The organism is Pseudovibrio japonicus, from assembly GCF_014651595.1.
Taxonomy (GTDB): domain Bacteria; phylum Pseudomonadota; class Alphaproteobacteria; order Rhizobiales; family Stappiaceae; genus Pseudovibrio; species Pseudovibrio japonicus.
Genome location: NZ_BMXE01000006.1, coordinates 120,047 through 132,900 on the forward strand (window position 1 = coordinate 120,047; position 12,854 = coordinate 132,900).

8 protein-coding genes are annotated in these 12,854 nt (G+C 54.8%); all 8 read right to left on the minus strand.

From position 1 onward, the window contains the following. Positions 1–162: 162 nt before the first annotated feature. Positions 163–1,071, minus strand: a complete 909-nt coding sequence (locus IE076_RS16250) for an aminoglycoside phosphotransferase family protein (RefSeq protein ID WP_189437840.1) — start codon at positions 1,069–1,071, stop codon at positions 163–165. A 134-nt stretch (positions 1,072–1,205) separates the two neighbouring features. Further along, positions 1,206–1,802, minus strand: coding sequence for a HupE/UreJ family protein (locus IE076_RS16255; RefSeq protein ID WP_189437841.1), 597 nt, complete (start codon positions 1,800–1,802; stop codon positions 1,206–1,208). A 234-nt stretch (positions 1,803–2,036) separates the two neighbouring features. Continuing rightward, positions 2,037–2,867: a universal stress protein gene (locus tag IE076_RS16260; RefSeq protein WP_189437842.1), complete on the minus strand. Its 831-nt coding sequence runs from the start codon at positions 2,865–2,867 to the stop codon at positions 2,037–2,039. A 219-nt stretch (positions 2,868–3,086) separates the two neighbouring features. Continuing rightward, positions 3,087–4,328 carry an MFS transporter gene (locus IE076_RS16265; protein WP_189437843.1) on the minus strand — a complete coding sequence of 414 codons (1,242 nt, stop codon included), beginning with the start codon at positions 4,326–4,328 and terminating at the stop codon, positions 3,087–3,089. Positions 4,329–4,640: 312 nt separating this feature from the next. Further along, positions 4,641–6,671, minus strand: coding sequence for a methyl-accepting chemotaxis protein (locus tag IE076_RS16270; protein ID WP_209009192.1), 2,031 nt, complete (start codon positions 6,669–6,671; stop codon positions 4,641–4,643). 522 nt (positions 6,672–7,193) lie between these two features. Then, positions 7,194–10,634, minus strand: a complete 3,441-nt coding sequence (locus IE076_RS16275; protein WP_189437845.1) for an indolepyruvate ferredoxin oxidoreductase family protein — start codon at positions 10,632–10,634, stop codon at positions 7,194–7,196. Between the two features lie 201 nt (positions 10,635–10,835). Continuing rightward, a complete protein-coding gene (locus IE076_RS16280; RefSeq protein WP_189437846.1) occupies positions 10,836–12,215 on the minus strand; it encodes a glutamine synthetase family protein in 1,380 nt (459 codons plus the stop codon). A 209-nt stretch (positions 12,216–12,424) separates the two neighbouring features. Next, complete coding sequence (locus IE076_RS16285) at positions 12,425–12,652, minus strand: hexameric tyrosine-coordinated heme protein (protein ID WP_189437847.1); 228 nt, start codon at positions 12,650–12,652, stop codon at positions 12,425–12,427. Positions 12,653–12,854: the final 202 nt, after the last annotated feature.

Sequence of the window (12,854 nt, forward strand, 5' to 3'; positions counted from 1 at the left end):
TAAGAGATCGTTCAGATCTGAAGGCCAGTCCCCATATAAATGTGGAGTAACGTGCGCAAAGAATTGCCAGCTTCAATTTCAGGCAGGTTCAGACCGAGGTAAGTTCAACTGCTACGTGTTTGACATAGCCTCTTCCGCCAACGCTTGCCTCAACACTCAGTCTCAGGTCAGCATGCCAAGATGCCGCGCATCACAAAAAACAGCCTCAATTACGGTTCTGGCTGCACGCTGTTGATGAGGGATATTCGCCTTTTTGGAATAGTAGAGAGACCGAGCTGCCTTCCAGAGAGACCACCCCATTGCGCGGTTCCAGGTTGCCTGATCCAAATCTATTGCGGTTTTGAAAACCTCACGATCATCGGCACTAAAGAACTTCCAGGCGATAACCAGATCACAGGCCGGATCACCGACTGCGCATAAGCCGAAATCAATAGCTGCACACAAGGCTCCGTTTTTGACGAGCAAATTGCCCGCGGAAACATCGCCATGTACCCATCTGGCAGGCTGATTCCATTTGGATTGCAGCGCTTGTTCCCAGATCAGCAACGCCGCCGCTGCATCAATTTCATCAGTTAAGCCAGACAGGCAGAATCGGGTCTCATCATCATAGATGATGAGACCACCACCGCGATGAAAGCTGTGTTTGCCAGCAAGCGGTGCACCCGTCACATCCGCGCTCCAGAGCGCTTGTAGATACGCCGCAACATCCCTCGCAAACTGATTAAGGTCGCGGATGGAACTATAGGAAGCAGGCTCTCCGTCAATCCAGCGATAGACGGACCACGGCCACGGATAGTCTGCAGACGGCCTACCAAGAGCAACAGGCGCGGGAACCATAATGGGCAGCTGATTTGCCAGCTTGGGCAGCCAGTTAAATTCCTTCTCTACCTGCGGAACATAACGCTCATCAGAGGGCAAACGCACCTTCAGGTCATCCCCCAAACGGAACGTGTTGTTGTCCCAGCCCTCTTGCCCAACGCGTTTAAGCGGCAGGCCTGCCCACTCGGGAAACTGCGCATCAAGCATCTTGTGCACCACATCTGGCGCTATCACCAATCGGCCACCGCTCATCACCAACTCGCAATCAATTTCGAGGATCGGCAAATAAAAAAGGTGCGGTCAGGACCGCACCTTCACTTAAGCAGAACGGGATGATCTTGAGAAGAGGAAGAGCCAGAAACTAAACTCTCCACTGAAAGCTCCGCCTACGCCACAAACATCAGATAAAGGCCGAAGAAGGCTGTGATGGCGCCAAGGGCACGCAGGATCATTTTACCGCTGCTCCATTCCGTCAGCGAGCCCAGACCAAGGCCGGACAGTCCAAGCGCGAAGGTGGAGACGGAGAAGCCGAAAGCGTAGATCAGCAGATTTCCTGCATTGGCCTCGTTGGCGTGTGCAGCCCCGTGAAACACAGCAAACACGCCAACAATCAGCGCACCCACCACAACGGGCAGCTTAAGGGCAAAGGCCACCAACAGGCCGATGACAATGACGGAGACAAGGATGCCGGTCTCAACATATGGCACAACAACGCCGATGTAGCGTGCCCAGAACGCCATGAACATGACCAGCGTAAACACCAGTGGCCAGACCAGACGTTTCCTATTTAAAACCAGCGCCGCCCAGACGCCAACTCCCACCATGGTGAGCACATGATCCAGCCCGCCAAGGGGATGCCACAGACCGCTCAGGAAATCCGCCTTGGCCTGCGCGGTCGAAAATGCAGCTGCCTGTGCGGGCAGCGCAATCAGCATCACCACTGCCAGCAGACCTGTTAAACCGGCAGTCTCTCTCAATTTCATCAATGCAATTTCCAAGTTTGAGCGCGTGGTGGAACGCGCAGCCTCAATCGTCAGTTTTGGTGCAGGATGCCCACACTAGGTGATGCCAAACTGACCTGTTTCCGTAATACAGGCAATCGAACCGCATTCTTTTGGGAAAAACACCCTGCATTGCCTGTAGAAAACATCACGGGAGATTTCTAGTGAGGCGTTTGCAACAAAAAAAGAGGGCCGAAGAGCCCCCTTTGCCTTGCCTTAATGGGTCATGAGAACCGGGATCTTCATTTCATGCAGCACCCGGCGCGTTGCCCCACCCAACAGGTACTGGGCAAGACGGCTGTGGCTGTAGCCCCCCATCACCAACATATCGGCGTTAAGCCGGTCAACCGTGTCGAGCAGGGCTTTTGAAACCGAACCCGTCACATTGCTCATCACTTCCAGATTGATGTTGACTCCGTGACGCCCGAAATACTTGCGAATGTCGGTAAGGTCGCTGTGCTTCGGTTCCTCGTGCGGTGCGATCATCACAACCGAAACGGTATCGGCGGCTTGCAGCATGGACATGGACGCATGGATGGCGTTGGAGGCCGGACCGGAACCATCCCACGCCACAGCGATGTTCTTTGGCACAAAGGCTTTTTCATAGCTGTGTGGCACAATCAACGTGGCAACACCGGTATCAAACACTAAAGCTTCAATTATCGCATCGCGCATGGGCTCAGGCTTTGACGGGTCATCCTGCCGGATTACGGTTATATCACTCAGCCGTGCCAGCTGCATCAGCTCGTTAAACGTACCGCCAAGGCTAATGTTGGTGATGCGGGTTTCGCCTTGCAGGCCCGAGGTATCAAAGTGCTTACCAAAGACCGCCTGCGCATTGTTCAATGCATCTTCAACTTGCTCCTGCAATCGCAGCTCATAATCTGGCGGCATCGGCCCTACTGCGCACAGGTACAACGTGGTCTCGAAGTTGGGCACCACGCCAATCAGATAGGCATCTGTCAGCTTAGAGAGTTCAACGGCCACGCGGGATGCAACCTGATCACCAGCAGTGTCGGTGAGGGTGACGACTGTTTTGATAGACATATCTGAACCTCCAATTGACTAGATTCATGAAGCATAGACTGCGGCAAAGCTGCCACTGAGTGGTCGGGCTATTCTGTTTGCAGGTCCTGCCTCATACATAGATAGTCGACCCGTAGCAGAGACAAATAAATTAGGTGCTATACTTAACTTGGCCCGAAATATTACAGGACCATTTGGGCCCACTCCTCTTGGAGAATGTTGGGCTAAAACTCAGCGCTCTCAGTCTACGATCTTGCGCAGATGCGGACGGCCCCAGGTGGCAAGCACAAGGAGCAGGGCCGAGATCGCGGCTACAAAGGAGATATAAAACGGCAGGTTGATGTCAATGCTCATCAGGACACCGCCCACCAGCGACATCAGACCGGAAACAAGCGCAATCAGCGACGTGGTAACGCCCATCACCCAGCCTTGTTCATACTCATCCACGCTGCTGGAAAAGATGCCGAGCAGGGTCGGATAAACGGTGCCAACGCACATGAAATAGGCGAACAACGGAATAAACGTGAGCACGGCGACACCCACTAGTGAAAACAGGATGGCGCTAGCGCCCATAATCGCAAAACCGATATAGACGATCTTTTTACGTGGGAACCAGCTCTGAAAGGGTTTCACCAGAAACGAGCTGGAAATGCCAAGCCCAATACCAACCACCAGCATGGCTACACTTCCGCCCACGACCCCGTAGCCGAAGGCACTGGTCAGGTAGTTGACCGTAAAGACAAAAAAGGTCTGCATGGAAATGAGAAAGAAGATGAAGACCGGTAACAGTGCAGCCACAAGCGGGAATTGGCTCACCCGCTGGATGCCGCTGATAAGATCACTCATGCGAAAGACAAAGGGTTCGCGCTCCTTCCTCACATCGTGGAAGAACACCACAGTGAGCAGTAGCGCGATAAGCACAAGCACGACAATAACGTAAAGCGGCAAGGTCAAACTCGCATAGTCACCAATGAAAGTACTGTCAGAGAAGAACGCACCGATGAGTGGACCACCCACCAGCCCGAAGCTACATCCGGTAATGATAAGGCCCATGTTCCGGTCGCGTTCCTGCGCGCTGTGGCTTGCATCAATCATGGCTGCTTGTGCAACGGCCTGATTGCCAGCGGCGAATCCCGTGATCGTCCTACCAAGAACAAGAAGCCAGAAGCTGTTGATGTATATAGCAAATATAGCGATGCCGTATCCTAACACTGCGCCGACCAGACAAATCACCAGCGCTTGCTTACGGCCAATGCTATCCGAGATCTTCGCGATATATAAAACGCCAACAAACCACCCCAGAAAGAACAGGCCAATCACAATGCCATAATAGATATGGCGCGTGGCGACAGAGGTATCCAGACTCAGGAAGGCAGCCTCGGGCTCCATAATCAGCGCGTTGAGGATGGGAAAGACGAGCCCCTGGTTCATAAGATCAACGAACACAACAAAAAGCAGAGTAAACTTTGCAATCCCAGACATAGTGCGCCTCGTGTTCTTCTTTGTTCTACCAGTAGCCCCTCCGGTGAGTTGGGTGTTCCTCTGGTATTTTCGGGCGAAATAACTCTCGGCGACAGCGATGGGTTTTGCCAAGAAATCAAACAAGTAGGAAATCGAATGCCTTAGGCGTCGTCTAAGAAGCCGAGATTAGCAGCAAAAATATGGCCGTCGTGGCTGGACAAGCGTACGTTTCGAATGCGCGGCGGCTGCGAATATCCTCCCGAGCAGCACAATCGGCGAAAAAAGGGCTGGCAAAACACAGTTGCCAGCCCTTTGGATGTATGAGAACCAGCGTTATACGGACTGGACCTTGTGCAGGAAGTCGTCGATCTGCGTACGCAAGCCAAGAACCTCCTGTCGCACGGAAGACGCGGTCTTGGAGACCAGATCAGAGGACTGGTTGGTCTGCTCCGCCGCCTGCGCCACCAGCACCATATTTTCAGAAACGTTTTGCGTGCCTGTAGCGGCCTGATGCACGTTCTCGGTGATCTCGGCAATGGCCGATCCCTGCTGCTCAACAGAGGCGGCGATGCTGGAGGCAAACTCGTTGACCTGCCGGATGCTGCCAGTGATTTCCTGAATGGCTTCAACGGCATCCTTGGAGGATCCCTGAATCGCAGCGATCTGCTGAGAGATCTCTTCCGTCGCTCTTGACGTCTGGCCAGCCAGCTCCTTTACCTCCGTTGCCACAACGGCAAAGCCTTTGCCCATCTCTCCGGCCCGCGCTGCCTCAATGGTAGCGTTCAGCGCCAGCAGATTGGTCTGCTCGGCTATGTCCTGAATGAGATTGACCACCTCGCCAATCCGCTGCGCGGTTACATCCAGATCCAGCACCTTGGCGTTAGTGGCCTCGGCGGCAGTATTGGTCTGCATGATCACGCTGTTGGTGCGGGCAATCTGCCGCGCGATCTCGGCGATGGAGGTTGAAAGCTCCTCGGAGGCTGAGGCGACAGTCTGCACGTTTGCGGTGGCTTCTTCAGAGGCCACAGAGGTCGCCGTCGTCTGCACATTGGTGTTCTCGGCAATATCCGCCAGCTGCTTGGAGGTCTGCTCCAGCTCATCAAACCGGCTGTGAATGGTGCTGAGCGTGGTTTCTGCAGTGTCGGAGAACGCTTCAATCAATTGTTGCGCGCGCTGCTGGCGATCCTGTTCCCGTTTGCGTTCCTCGTCCGCAACTTCCTGCAGGGTCTCCCGTTCGAAGACAGCAGCTACGAAAAACTCCAGCGCATTTGCCATCTGGCCGATTTCATCGGACCGGTCGGTATAAAGGACCCTATCGGAAACATTGCCCTCAGCCAGAGACTGCATTCTCTGTGTCAGGTCCACAATGGGGCTGGCGATGGAATTGCCCATGAACCAGAGGAAGAGACAGCCGACGAGACCAGCGCCAATCGCCGCCATCAGTGCCATATTGCGGATGTTGCGGGCACCAGCAGTCAGCTCATCAGAGGTAACAGACATGGCTGCATACCAGTGCTGACCAGTATTCCCGAGCTGGAATTTTTCCAGAATAAACAGACGGTTATCAACCTCCTGCACGTTGGCCTTGTCGTCGATACCATTCAGGATGTCCTCAACAATCGGCTCAACCTTTTTGCCAAGCAACGCTTGATCGATGTGGCTCACCCATAGCCCCCCTTCGCTGATCAGAGCGAGGTTTTCTGTTTTGTAGGAGCTGGCAGCGTCCATTTTCGCCTGAAGTTTGCTGAAGTCCACATCGACGACCATGACGCCAACCACATCGCCCCTGGCGTTAAGAATGGGGTCGAGAACAGAGACCGATAGCTTGGTTTTGCCTTCAACATCAGAGGCATAAGGTTCTGTAACGAACTGGCTTTTCTGCTCCATGGCACGGCGCATACGACGTTGAACGTCAGCACGGTTGATGTCTGCTGTCAGAGAATGGACACTACTGCCTTCCAGATAGAAGTAAGCAGCGAACTGCCCCATGTCGGTGGCATAGTCCATGCCGATGTAATCACTGTCGCTGCCTGCCACATCAGGCTGCAAAAACACTGCGATACCGAGAATGTCCGAGGTGCCGCGCAGGGCGGCTTCTGTCATGAGGGCGATGTTGCCGCGCGAGGCTTTTCCACTACTGATCTCCGCGCCGTAAGTGTTTGCAAGTGTTGTCGAAATGACTTGCGACTCCTTAAGCAGATCCTGCGCAGTCACGGCCAAACCGGACGCGACGGAGCTGAACAGCGCGCGGCTATCTTGCTCGGCAGACTGCATTGAAAGGTAGGTTCCAATCGAAATCACAAGCGATGAAACAACGAGGAGAATCGCTGCTGATGCGCCGACAATGCGATGACTTAATTTCATTTTTTGCTTCACCATACTGTAAATCCAGTATGGGTTCTGCCAGGCTCCCCCCATGATGCCGGAGGTCAACCACCTTGGGTTGACTGCCCTCTCCCCCCCACAAATACAACAAGCACTAATAAAATAGCTTCATAGTATTCAATTGGATACCGCACCATGATCTATGGCTTAGATAAACCTCAACCAGTTTTTTCCCCTGAGATAGAACCCACTTTTCTACAATACAGAAACACAAATGCTATCTCTATTAGGGTGTATCCATATATGTTATGCAATTAAGTTTACATTTACCTTTGCATGACCGGAATTCGCCCACTGATATACTAAATATATTTTTAGAGGCGCCAGAAAAACGGCGATAAGTTGCCAGTTTATCTTTCTCTCTCCACACTAGTCTTCCCCGCAGAGTATCGCTGCAAACCACTTGAGCCACTTTGCGTTACTATGTAAAGATCACCGACAAAAAAGGGGCGACACCCGAAGGATCACCCCAATTATGTGTGTCTCTTCAGCAAGTTACGACTAAGCAGGGATTTTCTTCTGCTCTGCGTTGGCGAGCGTTGATATGCGTCGTTCGCGCAGTTTCAGCGCTTTTTCCGCATTGCCGGCACGTACATAGCCATAGCCTCGCACTTTCTCAGGCCAGGTCAGCAGATCATGCGCCAGCTTTTCGCCTGCTACTGCAAGGTGCATGCAAACCATCTCCATGTCTGCTTCATATGCCGCACGCAACTTCTTCGCCAGCACCCGCTCCTCATTGTTGCGGAACGGATCAAGGAACGATCCACGCAGCCCTCGGAAGAAGGACATCACCGTAAACGCCTTCATCATCCACGGGCCGAACTCGGTCTTCGTGGGAAGACCGGTCACACGATCCTTTTTGGCAAAGGGACCGCCGCCGATGTGGAAGCGCACGTTCAGATCGCCCTCGAAAGTGTCCGTCAAGCTCTGCATGAACTGCGGCTGGGTGAACAGGCGGGCCACTTCAAACTCATCCTTGTGCGCAAGAAGGCGGAAGTATTGTATGGCGGCGGTGCGCAGGATTTGCTCGCCTGCACCGGCCTTTTTCAGCGCGACCAGTTTTTGCCGATAGAGCTTGCCAAGACCAGTACCCTGATAATCCTTGAGGCGGTTGACCCGATCCTCAATCAGCTCTTCCAGCGGCAACGGCCTGTCCAGCTTGATCACTTGCGCCACTGGCGCCCGCGCTTTGGCAACCCGTTCCGGGTCCAGCACCATCAGGCGGCCCCAGTTAAAGGCCTCGAAGTTTTTGTCGCGAGCTACTCCGTTCAGCTCAATGGCCTGACGAATGGAGCCAAGCGTGACCGGAATCAGACCGCTCTGCCAGGCGGCGCCAAACAGCATCATGTTGGCCATCACGGCATCGCCGCACAGCTCTTTTGCTGCCTGCGTGGTGTCAAAGTAGTCCAGCCGGTCTGCAACCGCTTCTTCCAGTCGCGCCTTCAGGCTTGGTGTGTTGATGTTCCAATCCGGGTTTTTCGAAAAGTCGATGGTCGGCACTTCTTCCGTGTTCACGACAACGCGGGCAGTACCGGGGCGCAGGGTGGTCAGTGCCTCATCGCCTGCTGTCACCACCAGATCACAACCAATCACCACATCTGCTTCGCCCACGGCCAACCGCGCACTTTGCAAATCATCGGCACTCTTTGCGATGCGCATATGCGTCATCACCGCCCCGTACTTCTGCGCAAGGCCCGTCAGGTCCAGCGTGGAAACGCGGCTGCCATCCAGATGCGCGGCCATTGACAGAATCGCACCAATGGTCACAACGCCTGTGCCGCCAATACCAGTCACCAGCAGCCCCGTAGAGCCGTTGATCGCAGGCAGCTCCGGCTCTGTCAAAATCTCGTCGCCAACGCTTTCTATCTCTCGCTCAGCAGGCGTAGTGGCCTTGCGCGGTTCGGCGCCATGAATGGTCACAAAGCTTGGGCAAAAGCCCTCAACGCAGGAGAAATCCTTGTTGCAGGTGGACTGATTGATCTGGCGCTTGCGGCCCAGAGGCGTTTCCAGCGGCTCAATGGAAAGACAGCCGGACTTCTCGCCGCAATCACCACAGCCCTCGCAGATCTCTGGGTGAATGTAAGTGCGGATCTTCGGGTCATCCCACTTGCTGCGCTTGCGCAAGCGGCGGCGTTCTGTGGCGCAGGCCTGATCGTAAATCAGAACCGTCACACCTTCCATCTCGCGCAGGTCCCGCTGCACCGCTTCCAGCAGGCGCCTGTGGTGCACCTCAATACCCGCCGGAATATGCTGGGCTTTCACCCGTTCCACATCCTCGGTCACAACCACCACCTTCGTCGCGCCCTCATTGAGCGACGCGGTGATCAGCTGTGGCACCGACAATTCCCCATCTACTGGCTGCCCGCCGGTCATCGAAACAAAGCCGTTGACCAGCAGCTTGTAGGTCATGTTGGCGTGGGCGGCCACCGCCTGCCGCATCGCCAGAAAACCGGAGTGGAAGTAGGTTCCGTCGCCCATATTGGCAAACACATGCGGCTCGTCCGTAAACGGTGCCTGCCCCACCCAGTGCATCCCCTCGCCGCCCATTTGTGAGGGCGCTTTGGTCTTCACCGGATCATTCATATACGCAATGGTGTGACAGCCGATGCCCGCCAGCGCGCGGCTGCCATCCGGCACCTTAGTGGAGGTGTTGTGCGGACAACCGGAGCAGAAGGAAGGACGGCGCACAGGACCGGGCCGAAGCTTGATCGGCACCGGCACCTTGGCCCGCAGCGCATCATCCTCCAGAAACTCAGCAATGGCGGAGGCCACCTGGTTGGCTGCCAGCACACCGGCAGTGGGCAGCAGCCCCTTGCCCTGCACCTTCAGCGAGCGACCGGCATCAAACAGGATGGATTTGAGCTGCTCCTCAACAACAGGGCGCTTTTCTTCCACTACAAGGATTTTCTTGAGACCCTTGGAGAAGGTCTCAATGATTTTTGGGTCCAGCGGCCAGACCATACCGATCTTCAAGATACGAATGCCGCGTTTTTCTGCTTCCAGAGAGGTCAGCCCCAGCTCATGCATGGCCTGTCGCAGATCAGAATAGGATTTACCCGAGGCGATGATGCCCAGCTCCGCCTCAACAGCAGCATGGGTGATCTGGTTGATATTGTTGGCTTGCGCAAAGGCCAGTGCGCGCGGGATCTTTTCTTCCAGCAGCCGCTTTTCCTGCTGCACCGGCATATCAATTTCACGTATCCAGACGCCGCCCTGCGGGTCTTTGAGGTCCGGCTTCACCACATTAACGCGGTCCAGATCCACCTCCACGCTGGAGGCGCTCTCCACCACATCTGTCACCAGTTTCAGACCCACCCAGCATCCGCTGTAGCGGCTCATCTCCACCGCGAGAATACCGTAGTCCAGAATGTCCTGAGGGTTGGCAGGGTAAAGCACCGGAATGCCGGAGGCGATCAACACATGATCCGATTGGCCCGCAACAGTGGAGGATTTCGCCGCATGATCATCCCCGCACAGCGCCACAACGCCGCCTTTGGGGTGGGTGCCGGCAAAGTTGGCATGGCGGAAAGCGTCACCGGAACGGTCCACCCCCGGCGTTTTGCCGTACCAGAAACCGACCACACCATCCTTGGTGCGCATCTTCATGTTGCCCACGTGCTGTGAGCCCCAGATGGCCGTTGCCGCCAGATCCTCATTCACACCCGGCTGAAACACGATGCTGTGCTTGTCCAGATGCAGTTGCGCCCGCCACAGCTCCATATCGTAGCGCCCCAGCGGAGAGCCACGGTAGCCAGAGATGAACGCACCCGTGTTCAGCCCCGCCAGCTCGTCGCGCATACGCTGCTGCAAGGGCAACCGCACCAGCGCCTGATTACCCGTCAAGAAGACAACACCACTGGTCTGGGTGTATTTGTCATCCAACGAAGGGGCGTTATGGGTTTTCGACGGGGTGGTCTCGATGCTTTTTTCCTTAGAAACCATCAGGTTACTCTCACAAATGTCTGGCGTTGCCGAAAACCGGCAGAAAATGATCTGCGAAAAATGGGCCTAGGTTTTTGGAGATTTCGTTCTGGAGCGTGGCCTACTCGCAATGTTACTCTGACGCATACTGCATGAAATATCAGCAGATGTACAATAATCCAGTGGGAGATTGTGCAAGCGAGGGGCTCCCAGCGATTGCAGCTAGACCTTGCGCAGGTAAGTTTGGCAGTCAAAATCGGTGACTGTTGAGGCATAGGTTTCCCATTCACTCTTACGCCCCGCCAGATACACCCGGAAGAACTCACTGGTCCCCAGCGTCTTAGCCTGCTCGCTCTTGCTCCAATCAGCGATGGCTTGCTTCCAGCTTTGGGTCAGGGGTGGGCACTCCGTAATTTCTTCGAGTTTTTCGATCGGCTTGCCCGGATCAAGCTTTTGCTCCAGCCCCATCAGAATGCCGTGAAGCACAGCAGCGGTCACCAGATAGGGGTTAGCATCCGCTCCGGCTATGCGATGTTCCAGACGGGCATTTGGACCGGACGTCTGTGGCAAACGAATAGCCACACCACGATGATCAAAACCCCAGCACTGGGTTGACGGCGCATAATAGGCAAGCTGGAAACGGCGATAGGAGTTGCCGTGGGGCGCAAAAATGAGGTGCATGTCCTTCATGGTCGCCATTAACCCGCCCACTGCATGCTTCAGCGGTTGGCTCAGTTCCTTATGCGAGCCGCTGAAGATGTTTTCGCCTGCTTGATTGAGTAGGCTTATGTGCAGGTGCAGACCATTTCCCGTGGATTCCGTATAGGGTTTGGCCATGAACGTGGCATCCATGCCGTGCTTGCGGGCAATGTTCTTGACGAGACGCTTGAACTCCACGCACAGATCCGCCGCTTTCAGGGCATCAGCAACGTGCACCAAATTGACCTCAAACTGTCCGCAGCCAAACTCGGCAATTGTTGTGTCCGCTGGAATATTCTGCTCAAGACAGCTTTGGTTGATGTCGCCAATCACCCCCGAAAACTGGCTTAGCACGTCCATATCAAAAACTTGCGACGAGCTCAGGCGCTCTGTTGTGTGCGGAATGATTGGCGGCTGCGGGTGGCCCGCCTCACCAAGCTTCCGGTCAATGAGATAAAATTCCAGCTCCGTTGCAACAACGGGTGTCAGCCCCGCCTTCGAAAAGCGATTGACCACGGCTTCCAGAACAGCTCTTGGATCATAGGGGCTAGGTGTTTTGTGGTCCGGCATGGTCAGGGTCACCAGCGCCTGCGCGGTTGGGGTATCTGCCCAGGGAACGCGCTTCAGACTGCCCGCAACCGGCAGCGCCACGCCATCCGGATCACCTGTGGCAATCGCGAGCGCCATCTCATCAACATCATGGCCCCAGATATCCAAACCAGCGGTCGCGGTCGGAAAGCTCAGTTCTCCAGAAATCAATTTAGACAGACTTTTGACTGGCACCCACTTGCCACGGAGAGGTCCGCAAAGGCCCAGATACAGAACCTCCAGCCTTTCAATATCAGGGTTTGCCGAAAAGAATGCCTGAGCTTCCGCTTCAAATATTTGATTTTGATCTGACATGTCCCACCCTTTTTCACCCCAGAATCTGCATTGCAGTACTCTGCGATTACAGCAGGTTAGGGCTTAAACGGCTTGTTATTCGTGTCCTTCCTGCCTCCAGCGCGCAGAGCGATGAGTGCAAATCGCGTCAGATAAAGGTGAATTTGTATGAAACGGTTCCCCCGAAGGCCATTTGGCAATCGGGGAAAGCTTTGGTACGCAAGCTGCCGCTATTTCCAATAGTCGTTAGCTGCCGCGATGGTCTGGAAGTGTTCCGCAATGGTTTGCGAGGCGCTGATGAGAGCCTGCGTATCGTACTCGTACATCAACCGCATGGCCGAGCGGACGTCGGCGTCCGGCTGCATGAATTTGATGGACATACGGGACAGCTTAACGGCAAGCTCATAGCCTTCCTGCGGGGTGTCCGTTTTCAGTGTTGGGAGCCAGTTTTCATCCATAATTCGCATCCTTATGATTTGGCGGTTTTGGAAGAGCCAGACAGGCAGGAGACCAGCACGATCTCCTCAAACTTCACTGGGATTTGTTCGCGGGCCGCCCTTCGTAAACACTCCCGAAAAGTGGTTCGGGTCTTCGGATTGCAAGTACGCAGGGAAGTTAGCCTTATCCCGAAAGTGGTCCCGGGTTTCCTACAGGAACAGG

Excerpts from the sequence above, each read along its gene's own strand:
- IE076_RS16280 (WP_189437846.1), bottom strand. The coding sequence starts at position 12,215 with ATGTCAGATCAAAATCAAATATTTGAAGCGGAAGCTCAGGCATTCTTT.
- IE076_RS16260 (WP_189437842.1), bottom strand. The coding sequence starts at position 2,867 with ATGTCTATCAAAACAGTCGTCACCCTCACCGACACTGCTGGTGATCAG.
- IE076_RS16275 (WP_189437845.1), bottom strand. The coding sequence starts at position 10,634 with ATGGTTTCTAAGGAAAAAAGCATCGAGACCACCCCGTCGAAAACCCAT.
- IE076_RS16250 (WP_189437840.1), bottom strand. The coding sequence starts at position 1,071 with ATGAGCGGTGGCCGATTGGTGATAGCGCCAGATGTGGTGCACAAGATG.
- IE076_RS16270 (WP_209009192.1), bottom strand. The coding sequence starts at position 6,671 with ATGAAATTAAGTCATCGCATTGTCGGCGCATCAGCAGCGATTCTCCTC.
- IE076_RS16255 (WP_189437841.1), bottom strand. The coding sequence starts at position 1,802 with ATGAAATTGAGAGAGACTGCCGGTTTAACAGGTCTGCTGGCAGTGGTG.
- IE076_RS16285 (WP_189437847.1), bottom strand. The coding sequence starts at position 12,652 with ATGGATGAAAACTGGCTCCCAACACTGAAAACGGACACCCCGCAGGAA.
- IE076_RS16265 (WP_189437843.1), bottom strand. The coding sequence starts at position 4,328 with ATGTCTGGGATTGCAAAGTTTACTCTGCTTTTTGTTGTGTTCGTTGAT.